Source organism: Pseudomonas sp. SJZ079 (assembly GCF_007993865.1).
Classification (GTDB): domain Bacteria; phylum Pseudomonadota; class Gammaproteobacteria; order Pseudomonadales; family Pseudomonadaceae; genus Aquipseudomonas.
The window spans coordinates 1-23,786 of record NZ_VIUH01000023.1; the positions used below are offsets into that span (position 1 = coordinate 1).

At 64.5% G+C, this 23,786-nt stretch carries 19 protein-coding genes; 15 read left to right on the forward strand and 4 right to left on the reverse strand.

The window, feature by feature from the left end; genetic code table 11:
- Positions 1 to 169 precede the first annotated feature (169 nt).
- From FBY03_RS18025 to FBY03_RS18040, 4 genes are all read right to left on the reverse strand, one after another.
- Positions 170 to 1,585 carry an efflux transporter outer membrane subunit gene (locus FBY03_RS18025; protein ID WP_147173740.1) on the reverse strand — a complete coding sequence of 472 codons (1,416 nt, stop codon included), beginning with the start codon at positions 1,583 to 1,585 and terminating at the stop codon, positions 170 to 172.
- Positions 1,582 to 4,755 (reverse strand): efflux RND transporter permease subunit, encoded by a 3,174-nt coding sequence (locus tag FBY03_RS18030; RefSeq protein WP_147173741.1) that lies wholly within the window; start codon positions 4,753 to 4,755, stop codon positions 1,582 to 1,584. The genes FBY03_RS18025 and FBY03_RS18030 overlap by 4 nt, the downstream gene beginning before the upstream one ends.
- Positions 4,756 to 4,767: 12 nt before the next feature.
- Positions 4,768 to 6,009 (reverse strand): multidrug efflux RND transporter periplasmic adaptor subunit MexE, encoded by a 1,242-nt coding sequence (gene mexE / locus FBY03_RS18035; protein ID WP_147173742.1) that lies wholly within the window; start codon positions 6,007 to 6,009, stop codon positions 4,768 to 4,770.
- 140 nt (positions 6,010 to 6,149) lie between these two features.
- Positions 6,150 to 7,067: a LysR family transcriptional regulator gene (locus FBY03_RS18040; protein ID WP_147173743.1), complete on the reverse strand. Its 918-nt coding sequence runs from the start codon at positions 7,065 to 7,067 to the stop codon at positions 6,150 to 6,152.
- A 212-nt stretch (positions 7,068 to 7,279) separates the two neighbouring features.
- On the opposite strand from FBY03_RS18040, the gene FBY03_RS18045 reads away from it, so the two are divergent.
- The 15 genes from FBY03_RS18045 (at position 7,280) to FBY03_RS18115 (ending at position 23,763) form a co-directional block, all read left to right on the forward strand.
- On the forward strand, positions 7,280 to 8,308 hold the full coding sequence (locus tag FBY03_RS18045; RefSeq protein WP_147173744.1) for a zinc-dependent alcohol dehydrogenase family protein: 1,029 nt from the start codon (positions 7,280 to 7,282) through the stop codon (positions 8,306 to 8,308).
- 422 nt (positions 8,309 to 8,730) lie between these two features.
- Positions 8,731 to 9,576 (forward strand): IclR family transcriptional regulator, encoded by an 846-nt coding sequence (locus FBY03_RS18050; protein ID WP_147173745.1) that lies wholly within the window; start codon positions 8,731 to 8,733, stop codon positions 9,574 to 9,576.
- Between the two features lie 218 nt (positions 9,577 to 9,794).
- Positions 9,795 to 10,745 (forward strand): AraC family transcriptional regulator, encoded by a 951-nt coding sequence (locus tag FBY03_RS18055; protein ID WP_147173746.1) that lies wholly within the window; start codon positions 9,795 to 9,797, stop codon positions 10,743 to 10,745.
- 237 nt (positions 10,746 to 10,982) lie between these two features.
- A complete protein-coding gene (gene benA, locus FBY03_RS18060; RefSeq protein WP_147173747.1) occupies positions 10,983 to 12,341 on the forward strand; it encodes a benzoate 1,2-dioxygenase large subunit in 1,359 nt (452 codons plus the stop codon).
- Entirely contained in the window at positions 12,341 to 12,829 is a 489-nt protein-coding gene (benB, locus tag FBY03_RS18065) for a benzoate 1,2-dioxygenase small subunit (protein WP_025166123.1), read from the forward strand. The genes benA and benB overlap by 1 nt, the downstream gene beginning before the upstream one ends.
- A 125-nt stretch (positions 12,830 to 12,954) precedes the next feature.
- On the forward strand, positions 12,955 to 13,965 hold the full coding sequence (benC, locus tag FBY03_RS18070; RefSeq protein ID WP_147173748.1) for a benzoate 1,2-dioxygenase electron transfer component BenC: 1,011 nt from the start codon (positions 12,955 to 12,957) through the stop codon (positions 13,963 to 13,965).
- 111 nt (positions 13,966 to 14,076) lie between these two features.
- On the forward strand, positions 14,077 to 14,853 hold the full coding sequence (locus tag FBY03_RS18075) for a 1,6-dihydroxycyclohexa-2,4-diene-1-carboxylate dehydrogenase (RefSeq protein WP_147173749.1): 777 nt from the start codon (positions 14,077 to 14,079) through the stop codon (positions 14,851 to 14,853).
- Between the two features lie 71 nt (positions 14,854 to 14,924).
- On the forward strand, positions 14,925 to 16,265 hold the full coding sequence (locus FBY03_RS18080) for an MFS transporter (RefSeq protein WP_147173750.1): 1,341 nt from the start codon (positions 14,925 to 14,927) through the stop codon (positions 16,263 to 16,265).
- Between the two features lie 32 nt (positions 16,266 to 16,297).
- Positions 16,298 to 17,434, forward strand: coding sequence for a muconate cycloisomerase family protein (locus FBY03_RS18085; protein WP_147173751.1), 1,137 nt, complete (start codon positions 16,298 to 16,300; stop codon positions 17,432 to 17,434).
- A gap of 39 nt (positions 17,435 to 17,473) precedes the next feature.
- Positions 17,474 to 17,764 carry a muconolactone Delta-isomerase gene (gene catC / locus FBY03_RS18090; protein WP_147173752.1) on the forward strand — a complete coding sequence of 97 codons (291 nt, stop codon included), beginning with the start codon at positions 17,474 to 17,476 and terminating at the stop codon, positions 17,762 to 17,764.
- Positions 17,765 to 17,814: 50 nt separating this feature from the next.
- The gene (catA, locus tag FBY03_RS18095; RefSeq protein WP_025166117.1) at positions 17,815 to 18,753 is read left to right on the forward strand and encodes a catechol 1,2-dioxygenase; all 939 of its coding nucleotides are present in this window, start codon (positions 17,815 to 17,817) and stop codon (positions 18,751 to 18,753) included.
- A gap of 165 nt (positions 18,754 to 18,918) precedes the next feature.
- Positions 18,919 to 20,133, forward strand: coding sequence for a benzoate/H(+) symporter BenE family transporter (locus FBY03_RS18100; protein ID WP_147173753.1), 1,215 nt, complete (start codon positions 18,919 to 18,921; stop codon positions 20,131 to 20,133).
- A gap of 144 nt (positions 20,134 to 20,277) precedes the next feature.
- Positions 20,278 to 21,567 carry an OprD family porin gene (locus tag FBY03_RS18105; RefSeq protein ID WP_147173754.1) on the forward strand — a complete coding sequence of 430 codons (1,290 nt, stop codon included), beginning with the start codon at positions 20,278 to 20,280 and terminating at the stop codon, positions 21,565 to 21,567.
- Positions 21,568 to 21,654: 87 nt separating this feature from the next.
- Positions 21,655 to 22,827, forward strand: coding sequence for an ABC transporter substrate-binding protein (locus FBY03_RS18110; RefSeq protein ID WP_147173755.1), 1,173 nt, complete (start codon positions 21,655 to 21,657; stop codon positions 22,825 to 22,827).
- A 75-nt stretch (positions 22,828 to 22,902) separates the two neighbouring features.
- A complete protein-coding gene (locus FBY03_RS18115) occupies positions 22,903 to 23,763 on the forward strand; it encodes a branched-chain amino acid ABC transporter permease (RefSeq protein ID WP_147173756.1) in 861 nt (286 codons plus the stop codon).
- The last annotated feature ends 23 nt before the right edge of the window (positions 23,764 to 23,786 follow it).

Consider the following 23,786-nt stretch of genomic DNA (forward strand, 5'->3'; position numbering starts at 1 on the left):
GCTGAAAGGCTTGAGTATCCATGGTGGGCAGACCTCACAAGCGGATGTCTGCCTTAAAGCTTAGTCCTTGCAACACAATTTTGGGACAGAGCCAAAAAAAAGCCCCACGCTCAGGAGCACAGAGCGTGGGGCACAAAGAGGTCGGCAGCGCCGACCGAGGAGCTCGGTGTCAGGCGCGCGGCTGCCAGCCGCCGCCCAGTGCCTTGTAGATGGCGACTATGCCGCGGTACAGCGCCACCTCAGCCAGGGCCTGGGCATCTTCGGCAGCCAGGCGTTCGCGCTCGGCATCCAGCAGCACCAGAAAGTCCACCGTGCCTTCGCGATAACGCACGCCGGCCTGTTGCGCGGCGGCGCGGCTGGCTTCCGATTGGCGGACCAGGGCGAGCAGGCGCTGCTGGTGCTGGGCGTAATCGCTGAAGGCGTTTTCCGACTCCTCCAGCGCCAATAGCACCTGCTGCTCGTAGTTAGCCAAGGCACCTTCGGATTCCGCTTCGGCGCCGCGCAGGCGCGCACGCACGCTGCCCAGATCGAAGGCGGCCCAGGTGATGGTCGGCGCTACCGCCCAGGCACGCGCGGCCGAAGAACCCAGCTGCGAGCCGCGCCCGGCGGTAAAGCCGAGAAAACCACTGAGGCTGACCCTGGGGAACAGGTCGGCGGTGGCGACCCCGACATTGGCGGTGGCCGCCGCCAGTTGACGCTCGGCGGCGAGGATGTCCGGGCGCCGGCGCAACAGCTCGGTGGCGTCACCGATGGGCAGACGTTTGCCGATCACCGGCAGCGGGCGGGCGGATAGATCCACGCTCAGCTGCTCGGGACGCTGGCCGAGGAGGGTGGCGATGCGGTGACGCGCCCGCGCTTCCTCGGCCTGCAATTGCGGCAGGCTGGCTTCGGTGGCCGCCAGGCGCGCGTCGGCGCGCAACACGTCCAGTTCGCTGCCGACCCCGGCCTCGCGCAGCCGCTCGGTGAGATCGCGCGAGGCGTGCTGGTTTTTCAGGTTGTCGCGCGCGATACCCTCGCGCAGCTGAGCGCCGCGCAGGCTACCGTAGGCATCCACCAACTCGGCAATCAGGCTGACCTGCAACTGGTACAGCTCGGCTTCGGCCACTTGCGCCTCGGCATCGCTGGCTTCCAGCTGGCGCTGAATACGGCCGAACAGGTCCAGTTCCCAAGCCATGTCCAGACCCAGGTCGTAGCGCTCGGCATTCACCCGCTGTTCAGTCACACCAGGCTGCTGGGCCTTGCCGATTTCACTGCTGGCGCGGCTGGTGATGGTCGGCAGGCGATCGTTGGCCGTGTCGTCACGGATGGCGCGCGCCGCGCGCAGGCGGGCGAAGGCCACCCGCAGCTCGCGGTTGTCCGCAAGCGACTGCTGCACCAGCTGGTCCAGGGTCGGGTCGTCGAACTGCTGCCACCAGACCGATTCGAAACGTGAACGGTCGTAGTTGCCGCTTGTGGCGCTGGCCAGCACGGCGGGCTCAGTCAGCGGCGCGCGATAGTCCGGGCCGACGGTGCAGGCCGCCAGGGTGAATGAAGCGGCCAGGCCGAGCAGGCTGGTTCTCAGGGGATTGGTTGCGAAGCTGCTCATGCCTGCACCTCCTGCAGTCGCATGGCTTTTTTCGCTTCACGCCGCTCGACGAAACCGCGGATCAGTACATAGAACAGCGGGGTCAACAGCAGGCCGAAGAAGGTCACCCCGAGCATCCCGCTGAACACCGCGACGCCCATGGCATGGCGCATCTCGGCGCCTGCACCGGAGGAAACCACCAGCGGCACCACACCCATGATGAAGGCGAAGCTGGTCATCAGGATCGGCCGCAGGCGCAGGCGGCAGGCTTGCAACACCGCAGCGATGCGGTCCAGGCCCTCGTCCTGTTTCTCCTTGGCGAACTCGACGATCAGGATGGCGTTCTTGCAGGCGAGGCCGACCAATACGATCAAACCGATCTGGGTGAAGATGTTGTTGTCGCCCCCGGTCAGGATCACCCCGGTGATGGCCGACAGCAGGGTCATCGGTACGATCAGGATTACCGCCAGCGGCAGGCTCCAGCTTTCGTACTGGGCGGCCAGCACCAGAAAGGCCAGCAGCACGCACAGCGGGAAGACGAAGATCGCGCTGTTGCCGGCGAGGATCTGCTGATAGGTCAGCTCGGTCCACTCGAAACTCATGCCGTTGGGCAGCTCTGCCTTGAGCAGGCGTTCCATGGCGGCCTCGGCCTGACCGGAACTGTAGCCGGGCGCAGCCGCGCCATTGATCTCGGCGGTGAGGAAGCCGTTGTAGTGCATCACCCGGTCGGGACCGGCACTGTCGCTGACCTTGACGAAGGTCGACAGCGGCACCATCTCGCCGCGGTTGTTGCGCACCTTCAGTTGGCCGATCTGCTCGGGAGCCAGACGGAACTGTTGCTCGGCCTGGACGTTGACCTGGTAGGTACGGCCGAAGCGGTTGAAGTCGTTGGCATACAACGAGCCCAGGTAGACCTGCATGGTGTCGAAGATGTCGCTGATGGCCACGCCATGCGTCTTGGCCTTCTCGCGGTCGATATCGGCATCGATCTGCGGCACGTTGACCTGATAGCTGCTGAACAGGCCAGCCAGTTCCGGCACGTTCTGGCTCTTGGCGATGATGTTCTGCGTCTGCTTGTACAGCTCCTCGTAGCCCAGATTGCCGCGATCCTGCAACTGCACGCGGAAGCCGCCGATGGTGCCGAGGCCTTGCACCGGTGGTGGCGGGAAGATGGCGATATAGGCGTCCTGAATCTCGCCGAACTGCTGGTTCAACTCGGCGGCGATGGCCCCGGCGCTCATCGACGGATCAGTACGCTGGTCGAAGGGCTTGAGCGGGGTGAAGACGATGCCGCTGTTCGGGCTGTTGGTGAAGCCGTTGATCGACAAGCCGGGGAAGGCCACGGTGTTCTCCACGCCCGGGTGCTGCGCGGCGATGGCCGACATGCGCTTGATCACCGCCTCGGTGCGGTCCAGGGTAGCGGCATCCGGCAATTGGGCGAAGGCCACCAGGTACTGCTTGTCCTGCGGCGGTACGAAGCCGGTCGGCGTGCTGGCGAAACCCAGGTAGGTCAGGCCCATCAGCCCTGCGTAGACCACCAGGGCGATGCCGCTGCCACGCAGCACCCGCTTGACGGTGCCGACATAGCCATGGCTGGCGCGGTCGAACAGGCGGTTGAAGGGCTTGAACAGCCAGCCCGCGAACAGCTTGTCGAGGCCCCTGGAGAAGCGGTCCTTGGGCGCATCATGGCTGCGCAGCAGCACGGCGGCCAAGGCTGGCGACAGGGTCAGCGAGTTGAACGCGGAAATCACCGTGGAAATCGCGATGGTCAGAGCAAACTGCTGATAGAACTGCCCGGTAAGGCCGGAGATAAAGGCGGTGGGCACGAACACCGCGCAGAGCACCAGAGCGGTGGCGACAATCGGCCCGGTGACTTCCTTCATCGCCTGTTTGGTGGCTTCGACCGGTGATTTGCCCAGGCCGATATTGCGTTCGACGTTCTCCACCACGACGATGGCGTCGTCCACCACGATGCCGATGGCCAGTACCAGGCCGAACAGCGACAAGGCATTCAGCGAGAAACCGAGCAGGTGCATCACGGCGAAGGTGCCGATCAGGGACACCGGTACGGCGACCAGCGGAATGATCGAGGCGCGCCAGGTCTGCAGGAACAGGATCACCACCAGCACCACCAGCACTATGGCTTCGAGCAGGGTGTGCACCACTGCCTCGATGGAGCCGCGGACGAAGATGGTCGGGTCGTAGACGATCTCGTAGTCCACGCCCTGGGGGAAGCTCTGCTTCAGCTCGGCCATGCGCCCACGCACCGCGTCGGAAATCTCGATGGCGTTGGAACCCGGACGCTGGAACACCGGGATGGCCACCGCGGGCTTATTGTTCAGCAGTGAACGCAGGGCGTACTGGCTGGAGCCCAGCTCGATCCGGGCGATATCTTTCAGGCGGGTGATCTCACCGTCTTCGCCGGCCCGCACGATGATGTTCTCGAACTCTTCCTCGTTGACCAGGCGGCCCTGGGTGTTGATCGACAGCTGGAAGCTGTTGTCGCTGGCCGCGGGCGGCGCGCCGAGCGAGCCGGCGGCGACCTGGCGGTTCTGCTCGCGGATGGCGTTGACCACGTCGCTGGCGGTGAGGTTGCGCGAGGCCACTTTGTGCGGGTCCAGCCAGACGCGCAGGGAGTAGTTGCCCAGGCCGAACAGCTTTACATCGCCGACGCCGTCCAGGCGCGCCAGCTCGTCCTTGACGTTGAGCGCGGCGTAGTTGGACAGGTAGAGCATGTCGTAGCGGTCGTCCGGCGAGGTCAGGTGCACCACCATGGTCAGGTCCGGCGAGGCCTTGTCGACGGTGACGCCGAGCCGCTGCACTTCGGTGGGCAGGGTCGGCATGGTGCGGGTCACGCGGTTCTGCACCTGCACCTGGGCGGTATCCAGATCGGTGCCCAGGGCGAAGGTTATGGTCAGGGTCATGCTGCCGTCGGCAGTGCCTTGGGACGACATGTAGAGCATGCCTTCGACCCCGGTGATCGCCTGTTCCAGTGGTGAAGCCACGGTTTCGCCAATCACCTTGGGGTTGGCGCCGGGAAAGCTGGCGCGCACCACCACAGTCGGCGGCACCACTTCCGGGTATTCGCTGATCGGCAACTGGAACAACGAGATGGCCCCGCCGATCAGGATCAGCAGCGACAACACCGCGGCGAAAATCGGCCGCTGAATGAAAAATTGCGAGAAGTTCATGGTCGTTTACCCTTAGCTGCGCGGCGTACTGATCGGCTTGAGGTTCTGATCGGCGACGCGCGGTGCGTCACTGGCATCCACGGCGCGGCGCTGGCGGGCCAGGGCCGCGAGGGTTTCGGCATCGGCCATGGGCACGCTTTGCGGGTCGACGGTCGAGCCGGGCATGGCGCGTTGCAGGCCGTTGACCACTATCTGTTCACCCTTGGCCAAGCCGCTGCGGACGATACGCAAGCCTTGCAACTTGGGGCCCAGTTCGATGGCGCGGTAGCCCACGCTGTTGCCTTCGCCGAGCACCAGTACGTACTTCTTGCCCAGGTCAGTGCCGACGGCCTCGTCCTTGATCAGGGTGGCGTCGTAGGTGCTGCTGCCGACCAGCTTGAGGCGTGCATAGAGGCCGGGGGTGAACTGGCCGTCGCGGTTGTCGAACACCGCACGCCCGCGAATGGTCCCGGTCTTCGGGTTGACCTGGTTATCGAGAAAATCCAGTTGACCCAGGTGGGGATGGCCCTCCTCATTGGACAGGCCAAGGTAGACCGGGCTGGCGTCACGGGCATCGCTGCCATCCTGACGGGCCAGCTCGATGTACTTGAGGAACACCCGCTCATCGGCGTCGAAGTAGGCATATACCTTGTCGGTGCTGACCACCGTAGTGAGCAGGCTTTGCCCGGCGTTGACCAGGTTGCCGGCCGTCACTTCGGCGCGACTGATGCGACCGTCGATGGGCGCGGTGACACGGGTGAAACTGAGGTTCAGGCGTGCATTGTCCAGTTCGGCCTGAATACCGCTCACCGCGGCCTTGGCCTCCTGCGCGGCACTGGCGCGGGCATCGGCCAACTCGGCGGAGATCGCGTTACTCTGGCGCAGGCGTTCGCCACGGCGGGCCTCGCTGATCGCTCTAGTCTGGCCGGCACGGGCTTGCTGCAACTGGGCCTCGAGGCGCTTGACCTCAGCCTGGAACGGCCGCGGGTCGATCTGGAACAGCAGATCACCTTTGTTTACCAGGCTGCCTTCGGCGAACGTGACGGTGTCGATAAAACCCGAGACACGTGGGCGAATTTCCACCGACTCCGGCGCTTCCAGGCGCCCACTGAGTTCATCCCACTCGTTGATAGGTTGTTGAATGACTGCTGCGACGCTGACCTGGGCAACCGGCATTTGCTGGCTGGTTTCCGCGGCCTTGCCGCAGGCGCTCAACAGCAGTGCGGTCGCGAAGGCCGCTGAAAAGCGCCAGGAGAGATGTGTGAACCGTTCCATGTGTGACTCCGCCAGTCGAATATGTGGACGGGCGGAGTTTGGGTCGCGGATGGCGTGGGCACGAATCGAACGCTGCGAAGGTTAATATCAGCCGGAATGATGATAGCGCCGGTTCAATCGATACCGGCTAATGCTGTGGATTACCCCAGGCTGTCCGGGTCGCCGCAGAACATCTGAATCCGCGAACGCAGCCAGCGTTCGGCAGGGTCGTTGTCCTGCGCGCCGCGCCAGGTCATGTGCAGCTCGAAGGTTTGGGTTTCCAGCGGCAGTTCTTCGGCCCGTACACCACCGGCTGCGGTCAGCGCCGCGGCGGTATAGTCGGGCACGGTGGCGAGGATATCGGTGCCGCTGAGCAGGGTGCCGAGGCCATTGAACTGCGGCAAGGCCAACACCACGCGGCGCTGGCGGCCGACTTTTGCCAATGCCTCGTCGATAAAACCGCTGAGGTCACCGGCGAACGACACCAGGGCATGGGGGCGGGCGCAATAATCATCCAGACTCAACGCGCCGGGCACGCTGTCGGCGCGCAGCAGCTTGGCCCTGCTGCGGCGCAGCACCTTGCGCTTGGCATTGGCCGGCAGTTCCTCGGTGTAACTCACCCCGACGGAAATTTCGCCCGAGGCCAACAGGCCTGGCATTAATAGGTAGTTGGTACGCCTGATGACCAGCACCACGCCCGGCGCCTCGGCACGCAAACGCTTGATCAGCGGTGGCAAGAGGCCAAATTCGACGTCATCGGACAAACCAATGCGAAACACCGCAGTGCTGGTCGCCGGATTGAAGTCGGCGGCCCGGCTGACGGCCGTGGAGATAGAGTCCAGCGCCGGCGTGAGCAGGGCGAAGATCTCCTGCGCCCTCGCCGTGGGCTCCATGCTGCGCCCGGTGCGCACGAACAGCGGATCGTCGAACAGGCTGCGCAGGCGGGAGAGGGCAGCGCTGATGGCCGGTTGACCGAGAAACAACTTTTCCGCCGCGCGCGTCACGCTGCGCTCATGCATCAGCGTTTCAAAAACGATCAATAAGTTGAGGTCGACTCTGCGGAGGTCGTTGCGGTTCATCCGGTGTCCATTTAGGGTGTGGGGCGCGGGACTCTGCGGGTCTCAGGCTAATGCGGATCACTGCGGATAGGCAATACACAAGTAAAGGTGAGTGATATTTAGCGGCTGTATCATCATCGACAGGCATGGTGATTATCAGTTTCGGCAGGTGGCATTGCTGGTAAAGCCCAGATAAAGTCCACGGCATAAGGGGTTAACCGGCGAGGTTTGCAATGTCCCGCATCATTCGTTTTCATCAGTTTGGCGAAGCCGACGTTCTCAAGCTTGAAGAGCGTCAATCGCCAAAACCAGGCGCAGGCGAAGTTCTATTGCGCGTTTGCGCCATCGGCGTCAGTTGGTTCGACGTGCTCTGGCGGCAGAATCTGGCAACCACGCCGGCCCAGCTGCCAGCAGGACTCGGCCATGAACTGGCCGGTGAAGTGCTGGCTGTGGGCGAGGGGGTCGATGACCTGGCGGTTGGCGACCAAGTCGCCAGTTTTCCCGGCCATAGCGTCAACCGCTACCCCAGTTATGCCGAGGAAGTGGTACTGCCGCGCAGTTCCTTGACCCGTTACCCGGATGGGTTGACCCCGCAACAAGCCAGCGTGCACTACCTGCCATCGCTAGTCGGCTGGTTCGGTTTCATCGAACTGGCTCGCCTGCAGCCGAATGAAAGCGTACTGGTCACCCAAGCCAGCCGCTGCTGGGGGCCTTATATCGTACAGATGGGCAAGGCCCTGGGCGCGCGAGTCATCGCTGCCAGCGAAGACCCCGAAGACAGCGAGTTTCTGCGTGAACTGGGCGCCGATCATGTGATCCTCACCGAGGAGCAGGACCTGGTGAGCCGAGTGAATAAGCTCACTGATGGCCGCGGCGTCGATGTGGTGATGGATGCCCTGGGCGGCCCGCAGATGTGCCTGCTCGGTGACGCCCTGGCGCCGCGCGGACGCTTGATCCTCTACGGCCTGCAAGGCGGTAACGAGACGCCGTTCCCGGCTTGCGCGGCCTTTCAGAAGAACATCCAGTTCTTCGTCCACTGCATCGGTAACTTCACCGGCAAGGAAGAACTGGGTATCCCGCAGGACAAGGAAGCCGTGGCCAAGGCGCTCAAAGGCATCAACCAGCTCACCGCCGATGGCTTGCTGCGGCCACTCATAGACTCGGTGTTCGACTTCGACAAGGTCGTCGAAGCGCATCGCCATATGGAAACCTGCCCAAGCCGGGGCCGGGTAGTGCTGCAGGTTCCAACCGAGTCGCACTAAGAGCTACTACAACGCCTGTACTCGAGCCCGATAAGACTCGAGCACATGCTGATATCTAAATAGCCGCCTTTAGGTTGTGCATGGTTCAGGACAATCCGAACGGTCCTGACGCTGCATAGCCTAGGCGTGACTATGCGTAAGTCCCTCGATACGCCTGCCGGCCTGATCAGGCGCCCAGTGCTGGCCGTGACCATTGCCCCCGGCGACTCATGCTGCTTTGGCCTTGAACTAGCTCTGCCTGTCAGAACGGGTGAACGGGCTGCCGGGGGCGGAATGAATCCTCGTACCCTCGTACCAGCCCTTGAAGCCGCAAGGCTGAAAGATGACCAGGTCATCCGCTGGGAAGAGTGGACCAATTGCGATTATCGACCTTGCGTTCGATAATCGCTCGAAAGTCCACCCAACTCTTCTTCGGAGGCTGTATGAGCGAAACGCGACCGCCCCTTTCCGCCTTGGCGCCCCCCCCCTATGTGTCGCCGGCCAAGCGCATCGCCGAATTCGGCGGCGACCCGAACTTCATGGCCTCTCTGGCGCGCGGTCTCGCGGTGATCAACGCCTTCCAGGAGCGCAAGCGTCACCTGACCATTGCGCAGATCAGCCATCGCACCGATATTCCCCGCGCCGCCGTGCGTCGCTGCCTGTATACCCTGATGAAACTGGGCTATGCGACCACCGATGGGCGCACCTACTCGTTGCTGCCCAAGGTGCTGACCCTCGGCCATGCCTACCTGTCGTCCACCCCCCTGGCGGTGTCGGCGCAGCCCTACCTGGACCGCATCAGCGAACAGCTGCACGAGGCCTGCAACCTGGCCACCCTGGAGGGCGAGCAGGTGCTGTATATCGCCCGCTCGGCTATTCCCCAACGGCTGATCTCGGTGGACTTGAGTGTCGGCAGCCGCCTGCCTGCCTACTGCACCTCGATGGGCCGCATCCTCCTGGCCGCGCTGGACGACGACAGCCTCCACGATTATTTGAATAACGCCGAATTGCAGGCCAAGACCAGCCGCACCCTGCATACCCCGGAAGACCTCTGGGAGTGCTTGCAGCGGGTGCGCCAGCAGGGTTGGTGCATGGTCGACCAGGAGCTGGAGCAGGGCCTGCGCTCGCTGGCGGTGCCGGTGTACGACTCGGCCGGGCACGTGCTGGCGGCGATGAACGTCAGTACCCACGCCGGCCGTGTAGCGGCCAGCGAATTGGAGAAGCGCTTCCTGCCGATCATGCTCAACGCCAGTCGGGAGCTGAGCAGCCAGCTGTTTGCGCCTCTGTAAGGGCGGGGGGCAGGCGCGATAATCGAACGCTTTTTACCGCAAGCGGTTGACGGGATTTCCGACAGTTTTCTATGGTGGCGGTCTGCCAATAGCTCGACGAGGCCATTCGTCCGTTTGCCGAGACGCTGCCCAGCTGTTGGGTAGACTCAGAGAAATACCAGGCGGTGCAACGCCCGTAATGGCGGGCGTCAATATAAAAATAATCGGGTACTTCGCGGATGCTGCTACTGAGTGACAAGAGCATGGTGTTCGACCATGCCGATCCCTATGCCGTGTCGGGTTATGTCGACCAGCACGTAGGGCATCATTGCATCCAGTTGCCGGCCAAGGGCGGCGTCTCGGCCAGCCTCAGTCACCGCAAATTTGCCAGTATGGACCTGTGCCGGATCAGCTATGGCGGCAGTGCGCGGGTCACCTCGGAGGCGTTGGAAACCATCTATCATCTGCAGATCCTGCTCAAGGGCCACTGCCTGTGGCGCAGCCGCCATGACGAGCACTACCTGGCTCCCGGTGAGCTGCTGCTGATCAACCCGGACGACCCTGTCGACCTGACTTATTCCGAAGACTGCGAGAAGTTCATCCTCAAGCTGCCGGTCAGTCTGTTGCAGGCCACCTGCGACGAGCAGCGCTGGAAGGTCCCGGAGCGGGGCATTCACTTCACCCGCAACCTGTATGCCTTGTCCGAGCTGGAGAGCCTGACCCGTCTACTCGGCCTGGTGTGCCTGGAGGCCGAGGCCGACGACAACGCCCTGCAGACCCAGGAGCACTACAGCCGCATAGTCGCCAGCAAGCTGTTGACCCAACTCGGTAGCAACCTATGTCGCGCGCAGCCGCTGCCTCAGGCCGCACCCTTCGAGCACCTGATCGAGTACATCGAGGCCAACCTCACACAGGACATCAGCGCCGAGCACCTGGCCGCCTGTGCGCAGATCAGCCTGCGCTCGCTCTACGCCCTGTTCGAGCGCCACTCCGGCAACACCCCCAAGCAATATGTCCGAGAACGCAAACTGGCGCGCATCCACAGCTGCCTGAGTGACCCGAACTGCCATGTGCGCAGCGTCACCGAGATCGCCCTGGACTATGGCTTCCTGCACCTCGGGCGCTTCTCCGAGAGCTACAAGAACAGCTTCGGCGAGCTGCCGTCGGATACCCTGCGTCGGCGCGGCTGATTGTCAGCGCGGTGCCTCTGCCTTCCCCCCCCCCCCCAAAAAAAAAATCCCTGAAACGCCCCCGAGCAGTCCGCGCGTGCGGCCCCGGCGGCGTTTGTGCGTCCATTCGGCCGCATGCATAGCCATTTTTTGCAGTCTGCAGAAAACGGATAACGGTCATGCACAAAGCGGATATTGTCCGACAAGTTTGCCCCGTAGCCTTAATACCGTTGAAACAATAACAACGGAGCCATGGCCATGACCCTGGGACTCGAATACCTCAATAGCCTGCTTGAAGAAGACAAGGACAAGGGCATCTACCGCTGCAAGCGCGAGATGTTCACCGATCCTCGGTTGTTCGACCTGGAGATGAAGCACATCTTCGAGGGCAACTGGTTGTACCTGGCCCACGAGAGCCAGCTTCCCGAGAACAACGACTACCTCACCACCACCATGGGCCGCCAGTCGATCTTCATCGCACGCAACAAGGACGGTGAGCTCAACGCCTTTCTCAACGCCTGCAGCCACCGTGGCGCCATGCTCTGTCGGCACAAGACCGGCAACAAGAGCTCCTATACCTGCCCGTTTCATGGCTGGACCTTCAACAACTCCGGCAAGCTGCTCAAGGTCAAGGATCCCAAGGAGGCCGGCTATCCGTCGAGCTTCAACTGCGACGGCTCGCACGACCTGCAGAAGGTCGCGCGCTTCGAGTCCTATCGCGGCTTCCTGTTCGGCAGTCTCAATCCTGACGTGCCGCCGCTGGTCGAGCACCTCGGCGAGTCGGCGAAGATCATCGACATGATCGTCGACCAGTCGGCCGATGGCCTGGAAGTGCTGCGCGGCTCCAGCAGCTACATCTACGAAGGCAACTGGAAGCTCACCGCCGAGAACGGCGCCGACGGTTACCACGTCAGCTCGGTGCACTGGAACTACGCCGCCACCCAGCAGCAGCGCAAGCAGCGCGAGGCCGGCGAAGAGATCCGCACCATGAGCGCCGGCAGCTGGGCCAAGAATGGCGGCGGTTTCTACTCTTTCGACAAGGGCCACCTGCTGCTCTGGACCCGCTGGGCCAACCCCGAGGATCGCCCGCTGTACGAGCGCCGCGACCAGCTGGCCAGCGATTTCGGCCAGGCCCGCGCCGATTGGATGATCGAGAACTCGCGCAACCTGTGCCTGTACCCGAACGTCTACCTGATGGATCAGTTCAGCTCGCAGATCCGCATCGCCCGACCGATCTCCGTGGACAAGACCGAGATCACCATCTACTGCATCGCGCCCAAGGGCGAGAGCGCCGAGGCTCGCAGCCGACGCATCCGCCAATACGAGGACTTCTTCAATGTCAGCGGCATGGCCACCCCGGACGATCTGGAGGAGTTCCGCTCCTGCCAGCTCGGTTACCAGGGCAGCCGTGGCTGGAACGACATGTCGCGCGGCGCCGAGCACTGGATCGAGGGCGCCGACCAGGCCGCCGAGGAAATCCAGTTGAAGCCGCTGCTCTCCGGCGTGCGCACCGAAGATGAAGGCCTGTTCGTGCTGCAACACCAGTACTGGCAGAAGACCATGATCGAGGCGTTGCACAAGGAACAGGCGCAACTGATTCCCGTGGAGGGCCTGTGATGAGCATTTCCTATGACGCCGTGCGCGACTTCCTCTACCGCGAAGCGCGCTACCTGGACGACAAGGACTGGGACAGCTGGCTGGAACTGTACGCCGCCGATGCCAGCTTCTGGATGCCGTCCTGGGATGACAACGACGAACTGACCGAAGACCCGCAGAGCGAAATCTCGCTGATCTGGTACGGCAATCGGGGCGGCCTGGAAGACCGGGTGTTTCGCATCAAGACCGAGCGCTCCAGCGCGAGCATCCCGGACACCCGGACCTCGCACAACATCAGCAACATCGAGATCCTCGAGCAGGCGGACGGACTGTGCAAGGTGCGCTTCAACTGGCACACCCTGAGTTTTCGCTACAAGACCGTGGACAGTTATTTCGGCAGCAGCTTCTACACCCTCGATGTGCGCGGCGACAGCCCGCTGATCAAGGCCAAGAAGGTGGTGCTGAAGAACGATTACGTGCGTCAGGTCATCGACGTCTACCACATCTAATTACCCGTTCGGAGCCGGCGCAGGCTCGTACTCAAGGCTGGGAGGCCTGCTGGCCTCCCGTCGGGGGCGAGCTCGCGGCAAAAACGCCCGGAACCGTGTGTAACCACTGCTATGCGAGGTGTGCCATGAGCCACAAAATCGCCCTGAATTTCGAAGACGGGGTCACCCGCTTCATCGATGCCGACGCCAGCGAAACCGTGGCCGATGCCGCCTATCGCCAAGGCATCAATATTCCCCTGGATTGCCGCGACGGCGCCTGCGGCACCTGCAAATGCTTCGCCGAAGCCGGCAGCTACGACCTGGGCGACGAGTACGTCGATGACGCCCTGGGCGAGGAAGAAGCCGAACAGGGCTATGTGCTCACCTGCCAGATGCGCGCACAGAGTGACTGCGTTATCCGCGTCCCCGCGTCTTCAGAGCTGTGCAAGACCCAACAGGCCAGCTTCGAGGCGGCGATCAGTGCCGTGCGCCAGCTCTCCGACAGCACCATCGCGCTGTCGATCAAGGGTGAAGCGCTGAGCAAGCTGGCGTTCCTGCCGGGCCAGTACGTCAACCTGCAGGTGCCGGGCAGCGAGCAGACCCGCGCCTACTCCTTCAGCACCCTGCAGAAGGACGGCGAAGTCAGCTTCCTGATCCGCAACGTGCCGGGCGGGCTGATGAGCAGCTTCCTCACCGGCCTGGCCAAGGCCGGCGACAGCATGACCCTGGCCGGCCCCCTGGGCAGCTTCTACCTGCGCGAGATCAAGCGCCCGCTGCTGTTGCTGGCCGGCGGCACCGGCCTGGCGCCGTTCACCGCGATGCTCGAGAAGATCGCCGAGCAGGGCAGCGAGCACCCGCTGCACCTGATCTACGGGGTGACCAACGATTTCGATCTGGTCGAGATGGACAAGCTCGAGGCCCTGGCCGCGCGCATCCCCAACTTCAGCTTCAGCGCCTGCGTGGCCAATCCGGACAGCAGCCACCCGCTCAAGGGTTACGTGACCCAGCACATAGAGCCCAAGCACCTCAACGACGGCGAAGTGGACCTGTACCTCTGCGGCCCGCCGCCGATGGTCGAGGCGGTCAGCCATTACATCCGCGAGCAGGGCATCGCGCCGGCGAACTTCTACTACGAGAAGTTCGCTGCCAGCGCCTGAGGCCTTGCCCCTGTGGGAGCGGACTTGTCCGCGAAGGCATTGGAAGCATCGCGGGCAAGCCCGCTCCCACAGGATCCAGGCGCGCCGCAACCATTGATTGAGGTCGGGACTATGAACAAGCGTTTTCAAGACAAGGTCGCAGTGATCACCGGCGCCGCCCAAGGCATTGGCCGGCGCGTGGCCGAGCGCATGGCCGAGGAGGGCGCGCGCCTGGTGCTGGTCGACCGCTCCGAGCTGGTGCATGAACTGGCCCATGAGCTGGCAGGCGTCAGCCCGGTGCTGACCCTGACCGCCGACCTCGAGCAGTTCGCCGATTGCCAGCGGGTGATGAAGGCGGCGGTCGAGCATTTCGGTCGCCTGGACATCCTGGTCAACAACGTCGGCGGCACCATCTGGGCCAAGCCGTTCGAGCACTACCAGGCCGAGGAGATCGAGGCCGAAGTGCGCCGCTCGCTGTTCCCCACCCTGTGGTGCTGCCATGCCGCACTGCCGCAGATGCTCGAGCAGGGCAGTGGCGCCATCGTCAACGTGTCCTCCGTCGCCACCCGCGGGGTCAATCGGGTGCCCTACGGCGCGGCGAAGGGCGGGGTCAACGCACTGACCGCCTGCCTGGCGTTCGAGACCGCCGAGCGCGGTATTCGCGTCAATGCCACCGCACCCGGTGGCACCGAGGCACCGCCGCGGCGCATTCCGCGTAACGCCGCCGAGCAGAGCGAGCAGGACAAGCGCTGGTACCAGCAGATCGTCGACCAGACCGTCAGCAGCAGCCTGATGAAACGCTACGGCAGCATCGACGAGCAGGCCGGGGCGATCCTCTTCCTGGCCTCGGAGGATGCCGCCTACATCACCGGCGTGACCCTGCCGGTGGGCGGTGGCGATCTGGGCTAAGCCCGGTCACCGCCGCCCGAGGGATAGCCACGCCAGGACGCGCTCCTACAACAACAAAAGAGTCCCATGCCATGCGCAAGATCGACGTCCACGACATCATCGACAACGCACGCTTCAACGGCTTCCACTGGATGGTGCTGTTCTGGTGTGCCCTGATCATCATCTTCGACGGTTACGACCTGGTCATCTACGGCGTGGTGCTGCCGTTGTTGATGAAGGAATGGGGGCTGAGTCCCCTGGAAGCCGGTGCCCTGGGCAGCTATGCGCTGTTCGGCATGATGTTCGGCGCGCTGTTCTTCGGCCCGCTGGCCGACCGTATCGGGCGCAAGAAGGCCATCACCATTTGCGTCGTGTTGTTCAGCGGTTTCACCGTACTCAACGGCTTCGCGCGCAACCCCATGGAATTCGGCGCCTGCCGCTTCATTTCCGGCCTCGGCATTGGCGGGGTGATGCCCAACGTGGTGGCGCTGATGAACGAGTACGCGCCGAAGAAGATCCGCAGCACCCTGGTGGCCATCATGTTCAGCGGCTACTCGGTGGGCGGCATGCTCTCGGCCGGTCTGGGCATGTGGCTGATCCCGCAGTTCGGCTGGCAGGTGATGTTCTTGATTGCCGGTATCCCACTGTTGCTGCTGCCGCTGGTGGTCTACCTGCTGCCCGAGTCGGTCGGTTTCATGCTGCGCAACGGGCGCCAGGATGAGGCGCGCCAGGTGCTCAAGCGGGTCGATCCGCAGTATCCACTGAGCGCTGGCGACGAGCTGTTGATGGCCGCGCCCAAGAGTGCCGGCACCCCAGTGCTGCAGTTGTTCAGTGAGGGCCGTGCGCTGCGCACCCTGATGCTCTGGTTGGCGTTCTTCTGCTGCCTGCTGATGGTTTACGCGCTGAGCTCCTGGCTGCCCAAGTTGATGGCCAATGCCGGTTACAGCCTGGGTTCGAGCCTGTCCTTCCTGCTGGTGTTGAATGTCGGCGCGATTTTCGGTGCCATCGGCGGCGGGGTGCTGGGCGACCGCCTCAATCTGCCGCGAGTGCTGGCGGTGTTCTTCGTCATCGCCGCGGTGTCGATCAGCCTGCTCGGTTTCAACAGCCCGACCCCGGTGCTCTACGGCCTGATCGCCATCGCCGGCGCCACCACCATCGGTTCGCAGATCCTGCTGTACGCCTGCGCCGCGCAGTTCTACTCGATGAACATCCGCTCCACCGGCCTCGGCTGGGCCTCGGGCATCGGCCGCAATGGCGCCATCGTCGGGCCGCTGCTCGGTGGCGCGCTGCTCGGCATCAACCTGCCGCTGCAACTCAACTTCATGGCCTTCGCCCTGCCGGGCGCGGTGGCTGCCATTGCCATGATCCTGTTCGCCATCAGCAGCCAGCGCCGCACTCGCGTCGCGCAAGGCGCTGCACTGGCGGCTTCCTGATGACAACCCTGCGGAACCTACCGGAACCTGAAATGAGCCCTGTCCTGAATGAAAGCATCCTGATCGAAAGCATCGAGGCGATCATCGTCGATCTGCCGACCATCCGCCCGCACAAGCTGGCGATGCACACCATGCAAAAGCAGACCCTGGTGGTGATCCGCCTGCGCTGCTCCGACGGCATCGAAGGCCTGGGCGAGTCGACCACCATCGGTGGCCTGGCCTACGGCAACGAGAGCCCGGAGAGCATCAAGCAGAACATCGACAGCCACCTGGCGCCGCTGCTGGTCGGCCAGGCCGCGGGCAATATCAACGCCGCCATGCAGCGTCTGGACAAGGCGGCCAAGGGCAACACCTTCGCCAAGTCCGGTCTGGAAAGCGCGCTGCTCGACGCCCAGGGCAAGCGCCTCGGCCTGCCGGTCAGCGAACTGCTCGGCGGCCGCGTGCGCGACAGCCTGGAAGTGGCCTGGACCCTGGCCTCGGGCGACACTGTCAAGGACATCGCCGAGGCCGAACAGATGCTTGAGGCGCGGCGCCACCGCATCTTCAAGCTGAAGATCGGTGCCAACGAAGTCAGCCACGACCTCAAGCACGTGATTGCCATCAAGCGGGCGCTGGGTGACTCCGCCAGCGTGCGGGTCGACGTCAACCAGGCCTGGGACGAGTCGGTGGCCCTGCGCGCCTGCCGCATCCTCGGCGACAACGGTATCGACCTCATCGAACAACCCATTTCGCGGATCAACCGCGGCGGGCAGATCCGCCTGAACCAGCGCAGCCCGGCGCCGATCATGGCCGACGAGTCGATCGAGAGCGTCGAGGACGCCTTCAGCCTGGCGGCCGACGGCGCGGCCAGCATCTTCGCCCTGAAAATCGCCAAGAACGGCGGCCCGCGTGCCGTGCTGCGCACCGCGCAGATCGCCGAGGCGGCTGGCATCGCCCTGTACGGCGGGACCATGCTCGAAGGCGCGATCGGCACCCTGGCTGCGGCCCATGCCTTCCTCACGCTCAAGCAGCTGACCTGGCACACCGAGCTGTTCGGCCCGCTGCTGCTGACCGAGGAAATCGTCAGCGAGGCGCCGCTGTACCGCGACTTTCACCTTCACGTGCCGGCGACTCCCGGCCTCGGCCTGAGCCTGGACGAAGAGCGTCTGGCGTTCTTCCGCCGTCCCTAACGCCCCAACCATTGGCCCACCGGCCGAGGAGAGAAACCCATGCTGTTCCACGTAAAGATGACCGTAAAACTGCCGGTGGATATGGACCCGGCCCGCGCCAGCCAGCTCAAGGCCGACGAGAAGGAACTGGCCCAGCGCCTGCAGCGCGAGGGCGCCTGGCGCCACCTGTGGCGCATCGCCGGGCACTACGCCAATTACAGCGTGTTCGACCTGCCGAGTGTCGAGGCGCTGCACGACACCCTGATGCAGCTGCCGCTGTTCCCCTACATGGATATCGAAATCGACGGCCTGTGCCGCCATCCCTCGTCGATCCATAGCGACGACCGCTAAGTCGCCAGGCCCTAAGCAGACGCCATAACAACAACTCGAGGTTAACCGTCATGACTGTAAAAATTTCCCAGACTGCCGAGATTCAGAAGTTCTTCGAAGAAGCCGCTGGCTTCGGCAACGATCAGGGCAGCCCGCGGGTCAAGCAACTGGTGCTGCGCATCGTCCAGGACGCGGCGAAGATCATCGAAGACCTGCAAGTGAGCGACGACGAATTCTGGACCGCCGTGGACTACCTCAACCGCCTGGGCGCGCGCAGCGAGTTCGGCCTGCTGGTGCCGGGCCTGGGCCTGGAGCACTTCCTCGACCTGCTGCAGGACGCCAAGGACGCCCAGGCCGGCCTCAGCGGTGGCACCCCGCGGACCATCGAAGGCCCGCTGTACGTAGCCGGCGCGCCGATCAGCGAAGGTCAGGCGCGGATGGACGACGGCAGCGAGCTGACCGAGGCCACCGTGATGTTCCTCGAGGGCGTGGTGCGCGACACCGATGGCCAGCCGGTGGCCGGCGCGGTGGTCGACCTGTGGCACGCCAATACCAAGGGCAACTACTCGTTCTTCGACCAGAGCCAGAGCGAATACAACCTGCGCCGGCGCATCGTCACCGACGCCGAGGGTCGCTACCGCGCGCGCAGCATCGTGCCGAGCGGCTACGGCTGCGCCCCGGACGGCCCGACCCAGGAGTGCCTGGACCTGCTGGGCCGCCATGGCCAACGTCCGGCGCATATCCACTTCTTCGTCGCGGCGCCGGGCCACCGCCATCTGACCACCCAGATCAACCTGGATGGTGACCAGTACCTGTGGGACGACTTCGCCTACGCCACCCGCGAAGGCCTGGTCGGTGCGCTGCGCTTCGTCGAGGACGCGGCGGCGGCCGAGGCGCGTGGGGTGCAGGGGCGCTTCGCCGAGCTGGCGTTCGACTTCCAGTTGCAGAAGGCGCCAGCGCCGGCGGCCGAGCAGCGCAGCCAGCGTCCACGGGCCTTGCAGGACGCCTGAAGGGCAGGGTGGATGACGCGGTTTTCATCCACCCACACCCAGCGCCAGAGACCTCGGGAGGCTGGTTAAAGCGCCAGCCACCCGAGGACTCCCTGCTTCATCCATAACAACAGCGATCCGGGTTTATCACCACGGATGGCGAGCTGCGCCCTGCGGCGAGGTCTTATGAAAGCCTTGTTCCACGATTTGTCCCTGTCCGCCCTGGTGGCGGGCTGTATCGCCACGCTGATTTCCTACGCCGGGCCGCTGGTGATCATCTTCCAGGCGGCCGACAGCGCCGGCCTGTCCCACGCGGTGCTGACGTCCTGGGTCTGGGCGATTTCCATCGGCAGCGCCGTGCTCGGCATCGGCCTGAGCCTGCGTTACCGGGTGCCGCTGGTCATCGCCTGGTCGGCTCCCGGCTCGGCGCTGCTGGTTTCGCTGCTGCCGCAGATCAGCCTGAACGAGGCGGTCGGCGCCTATCTGGTGGCCAACCTGATCATCCTGCTGGTCGGCCTGTCCGGCGCCTTCGACCGCATCATCGGCCGCCTGCCGCCGGCGATCTCCGCGGCCATGCTGGCCGGCATCCTGTTCAGTTTCGGTACCGGTCTGTTCGTCTCGCTGCAGAGCCAGCCCTTGCTGGTGCTGGCGATGTTCGCCACCTACCTGGTTGTCAAACGTCTGTTGCCGCGTTACGCGGTAATGGCGGTGCTGCTGGTCGGCTGCCTGATTGCCCTGGTCAGCGGCGAACTGCACGGCGAGGCGCTGGTGATCGGCCTGGCCATGCCGCTGTGGATCACCCCGCAGTTCAGCCTGGCCGCGACCCTGAACATCGCCTTGCCGCTGGTGATGGTGGCCCTGACCGGGCAATTCGTGCCCGGCATGGCGGTGCTGCGTAACGACGGCTACCAGACTCCGGCCAGCCCCCTCATCAGTGCCAGTGCAACAGCCAGTCTGCTGCTGGCGCCATTCGGCTGTCACGGTTTGAACCTGGCGGCGATCACCGCGGCCATCTGCACCGGCCGCGAGGCCCATGAGGACCCGCGTAAACGCTATGTGGCCGGCGTTGCCGGCGGCCTCTGCTACCTGCTGCTGGGGCTGTTCGGCGCCACTTTGGTGTCGCTGTTCAGCGCCTTGCCCAAAGAGCTGATCGCGGCACTGGCCGGGCTGGCGTTGTTCGGCGCCATCGGCGGTTCGCTGGCCAGCGCCATGGCGGCGCCGAACGACCGCGAGGCGGCGCTGATCACCTTCCTGGTCACGGCCTCGGGCATGTCCTTTCTCGGCCTGTCGGCGGCGTTCTGGGGACTGATCTTCGGCATCGCCGCTCATCTGCTGTTGAGCGCACGGCGCACTGAGCGCCGCCAGGTCGAGCCACTCGGCGAACGGGAGGTGGCGCGCTAAGCAACCCGTTTTATCGGTTATTGCCGCTCTGCCTGGGGGAGACCGGGGCAGGGCGGGGGTAAGGCCACCCGCTTGCGTTGCCGCGCCTCGTTGCCGGCAAGGGTGGAAGTCAACATCACTACAACAACTACAAAGAGTGAAACGATGAAGCAATCAAACCCTGTATCTCGTGCATTGCGTGCCCCCTTGGCCCTGGCTGTCGCCCTGGCCTTGCCTTCGACCCTGATGGCGGCCGAAGGCGGCTTTCTCGCAGACAGCACCGCGACCCTCACCGCGCGCAACTACTACTTCAGCCGCGACTACTCAGGCATTGTTGGGCCTAACCAGCAGTCCAAGGCCGAGGAGTGGGCCCAGGGCTTTATCCTCAACTTCAAGTCCGGCTACACCCCGGGCACGGTCGGCTTCGGCCTGGATGCCGTGGGCCTGCTCGGCCTCAAGCTCGACAGCAGCCGTGACCGCGTCAATACCGGCCTGCTGCCAGTAACCGACGAGGGCAAAGCAGCCGATGACTACAGCCGTCTGGGCGCGGCGCTGAAGGTCAAACTGTCGAAGACCGAGCTGAAGATCGGCGAGCTGCAGCCCATGCTGCCGGTGCTGTATTTCGGCGATATCCGCCTGCTGCCGCCGACCTACCAGGGCGCGAGCATCGTTTCCAACGAGATCGCCGGATTGACCCTGCAAGGCGGTCAGTTGCGCTCCACCAGCCTGCGCAATGAGGCTGGCGACGGCGAGCTCGGCGCCATGGTCGGCTTCGTCCCGCGCCGCCAGGCCGGCCAGTTGGTCACCACTGACCGCTTTAACTACGCCGGTGCCGACTATGCCTTCAACGACAATCGCACTGCGGTCGGTGCCTGGTACTCCCAGTTGGAAGATATCTACAACCAGCGCTATTTCAGCCTCAAACACAGCGAACCGGTCGGCGACTGGGTGCTCGGTGCCAGCCTCGGCTACTTCGACTCGGCCGAGGACGGCGAGCAGCTGATCGGCAAGCTGGACAACCAGGCGGCGTTCTCCCTGCTGTCGGCCAAGTACGGCGGCCATACCGTCTACCTCGGCTACCAGGCAATGTTCGGCGACGACGGCCTGCCGCGGGTGTTCGCCAACGTCAGCCCGCTGGGCAACGAGGTGCCGACCTACGCGTTCGACGCAGCCGACGAGCGCTCCTGGCAGGCGCGCTACGACTACGACTTCGCCGCCCTGGGCGCGCCGGGCCTGGTGGCCGGGGTGCGCTACATCAAGGGTGACAACGTCGACACCGGCCGCGGCTTCGAGGGCAAGGAGTGGGAGCGCGACCTGGACATCGGCTACGTGGTGCAGAGCGGCTCGCTCAAGGGCCTGGGCGTGAAAGTGCGCAACGTCACCGCGCGCTCCAACTACCGCAGCGACGTCGACGAGAACCGGCTGATTTTCAATTACACCTGGAACCTGCTCTGACGCCCGGCGCCGCTCCGGCCAGCTCGTCGGCGCGGCGCAACGGAGACCCGTTACATCCCGATAACCTTGCGAACCTGGATAACCACGATGAACAACTATAAGAAAATCGCTTCCACCCTCAGCTCTGCCGCCTTCACCCTGGCCCTGTTCGGCAATGCGCAGGCCGCCGACCCAGTCAAGGTCGGCCTGTTGCTGCCCTACACCGGCACCTATGCGGCCCTCGGCGAGGCCATCACCAACGGCATGAAGATGGCCATCGAGCAGCAGGGCGGCCAACTCGGTGGGCGCCCGGTGGAGTACGTCAGCGTCGACAGCGAAGCCAACCCGGGCAAGGCGGTGCCGAACATGCAGAAGCTGGTCGACGGCGCCAAGGTCGACGTGGTGGTCGGGCCGGTGCATTCCGGGGTCGGCATGGGCGCGGTCAAGGTCGCCCGTGACAGCGGCGTGCCGCTGATCATCCCGAATGCCGGCTTTAACGCCGCCACCGGCCCGCTGTGCGCGCCGAACATCTTCCGCACCTCGTTTACCTCCTGGCAGACCGCCTACCCGATGGGCCAGGTGGCCGCCGACAAGGGCTACAAGAACATCGTCACCGTGGCCTGGCGCTATGGCTTCGGCACCGAATCGGTGGAGGGCTTCAAGGAAGGCTTCGAGAAGGCCGGCGGCACCGTCAGCAAGGAAATCTACGTGCCGTTTCCAGACGTCGAGTTCCAGTCGCAGCTGACCGAAATCGCCGCGCTGAAGCCGGACGCGGTGTTCGTCTTCTTCGCCGGTGGCGGCGCCGCCAAGTTCGTCCAGGACTACGCCGCCGCGGGTCTGCAGGGCAAGATCCCGCTGCTCGGTTCGGGCTTCCTCACCGAGGGCACCCTGGCCGCGCAAGGCCAGGCCGCCGAAGGGGTGCTGACCACACTGCACTACGCCGACAGCCTGGACACCGAGCAGAACCGTAGCTTCCGTGACGCCTATCGCCAGCAGTTCGGCAAGGAGGCGGACATCTACGCGGTGCAGGGTTTCGACACTGGCCTGCTGCTGGCCCAGTCGCTGCAACAGGTAGCCGGCAACACCGAGGACCGCGACGCCTGGATCGCCGCCATGAGCCAGGCGCACATCGCCAGCCCACGCGGCGACTGGAGCTTCTCCAAGGCGCATAACCCGGTGCAGAACGTCTACCTGCGCGAGGTGCGTGACGGCGCCAACCACGTGGCCAGCATCGCGGCCACGGCCCTGGCCGATCCGGCGCCAGGCTGCAAGCTGCAGTAAGCGTCCCGGCCTCCGCCCGCGCCGCGCCATGAGCGCGTGCGCGGGCGGTTCACTCGTCTACGCCAGGTACTCCCGATGGATTTCTCCACTGTTCTCATCCAGACCCTGAACGGTCTGCAGTACGGCCTGCTGCTGTTCCTCATCGCCAGCGGCCTGACCCTGATCTTCGGCATCATGCAGATCATCAACCTGGCCCACGGCGCCCTCTACATGGTCGGCGCCTACCTGGCCTTCTGGTTGACTGCACTGACCGGCAACCTGTTTCTCGCCATCCTCCTCGGCCTGCCGCTGGCGGCGCTGCTCGGGGTGCTGATCGAACGCTTCCTGATGCAGGCGCTGTACCGCCGCGACCACCTCGACCAGGTGCTGATGACCTTCGGCATGATCCTGGTGATCGACTCGCTGCGCAGCATCGCCTGGGGCAACGACGTCCACAGCGTGGCGATTCCGGCGTTGCTGGAGGGCTCGATCCAGCTCACCGAAACCCTCGAATACCCGGTCTACCGGCTGTTCATTTCCGCGGTCTGCGGGCTGATCGCCCTGGCCATGTACTGGGTGCTGCAGCGCACCCGGCTGGGCATCGTCATCCGTGGCGGCGCCAGCAACCGCGAGATGGTCCAGGGTCTGGGCATCAACATCCGGGTCATCTACAGCCTGGTGTTCGCCGCCGGCACGGCGCTCACCGCCTTCGCCGGGATGATCGCCGCGCCGGTGTCCTCGGTGTATCCGGGCATGGGCAACCAGATCCTCATCATCGCCTTCGTGGTGGTGGTGATCGGCGGCCTCGGCTCGATTCGCGGCGCCTTCCTCGCCGCGCTGCTGGTCGGCCTGACCGCCACCTGGGGCGCGGTGCTGGTGCCCGAGTACGCGGGCATGGCGATCTACCTGCTGATGGCCGTCGTGCTGCTGTTCAAACCGCGCGGGCTGTTCGCCTGACACCTGCCCTTCGGAGGATATGC

Bases quoted from the DNA above. Each gene is read 5' to 3' on its own strand.
- FBY03_RS18025 (WP_147173740.1), bottom strand. From the start codon at position 1,585: ATGAGCAGCTTCGCAACCAATCCCCTGAGAACCAGCCTGCTCGGCCTG.
- FBY03_RS18030 (WP_147173741.1), bottom strand. From the start codon at position 4,755: ATGAACTTCTCGCAATTTTTCATTCAGCGGCCGATTTTCGCCGCGGTG.
- mexE (WP_147173742.1), bottom strand. From the start codon at position 6,009: ATGGAACGGTTCACACATCTCTCCTGGCGCTTTTCAGCGGCCTTCGCG.
- FBY03_RS18040 (WP_147173743.1), bottom strand. From the start codon at position 7,067: ATGAACCGCAACGACCTCCGCAGAGTCGACCTCAACTTATTGATCGTT.
- FBY03_RS18045 (WP_147173744.1), top strand. From the start codon at position 7,280: ATGTCCCGCATCATTCGTTTTCATCAGTTTGGCGAAGCCGACGTTCTC.
- FBY03_RS18050 (WP_147173745.1), top strand. From the start codon at position 8,731: ATGAGCGAAACGCGACCGCCCCTTTCCGCCTTGGCGCCCCCCCCCTAT.
- FBY03_RS18055 (WP_147173746.1), top strand. From the start codon at position 9,795: ATGCTGCTACTGAGTGACAAGAGCATGGTGTTCGACCATGCCGATCCC.
- benA (WP_147173747.1), top strand. From the start codon at position 10,983: ATGACCCTGGGACTCGAATACCTCAATAGCCTGCTTGAAGAAGACAAG.
- benB (WP_025166123.1), top strand. From the start codon at position 12,341: ATGAGCATTTCCTATGACGCCGTGCGCGACTTCCTCTACCGCGAAGCG.
- benC (WP_147173748.1), top strand. From the start codon at position 12,955: ATGAGCCACAAAATCGCCCTGAATTTCGAAGACGGGGTCACCCGCTTC.
- FBY03_RS18075 (WP_147173749.1), top strand. From the start codon at position 14,077: ATGAACAAGCGTTTTCAAGACAAGGTCGCAGTGATCACCGGCGCCGCC.
- FBY03_RS18080 (WP_147173750.1), top strand. From the start codon at position 14,925: ATGCGCAAGATCGACGTCCACGACATCATCGACAACGCACGCTTCAAC.
- FBY03_RS18085 (WP_147173751.1), top strand. From the start codon at position 16,298: ATGAGCCCTGTCCTGAATGAAAGCATCCTGATCGAAAGCATCGAGGCG.
- catC (WP_147173752.1), top strand. From the start codon at position 17,474: ATGCTGTTCCACGTAAAGATGACCGTAAAACTGCCGGTGGATATGGAC.
- catA (WP_025166117.1), top strand. From the start codon at position 17,815: ATGACTGTAAAAATTTCCCAGACTGCCGAGATTCAGAAGTTCTTCGAA.
- FBY03_RS18100 (WP_147173753.1), top strand. From the start codon at position 18,919: ATGAAAGCCTTGTTCCACGATTTGTCCCTGTCCGCCCTGGTGGCGGGC.
- FBY03_RS18105 (WP_147173754.1), top strand. From the start codon at position 20,278: ATGAAGCAATCAAACCCTGTATCTCGTGCATTGCGTGCCCCCTTGGCC.
- FBY03_RS18110 (WP_147173755.1), top strand. From the start codon at position 21,655: ATGAACAACTATAAGAAAATCGCTTCCACCCTCAGCTCTGCCGCCTTC.
- FBY03_RS18115 (WP_147173756.1), top strand. From the start codon at position 22,903: ATGGATTTCTCCACTGTTCTCATCCAGACCCTGAACGGTCTGCAGTAC.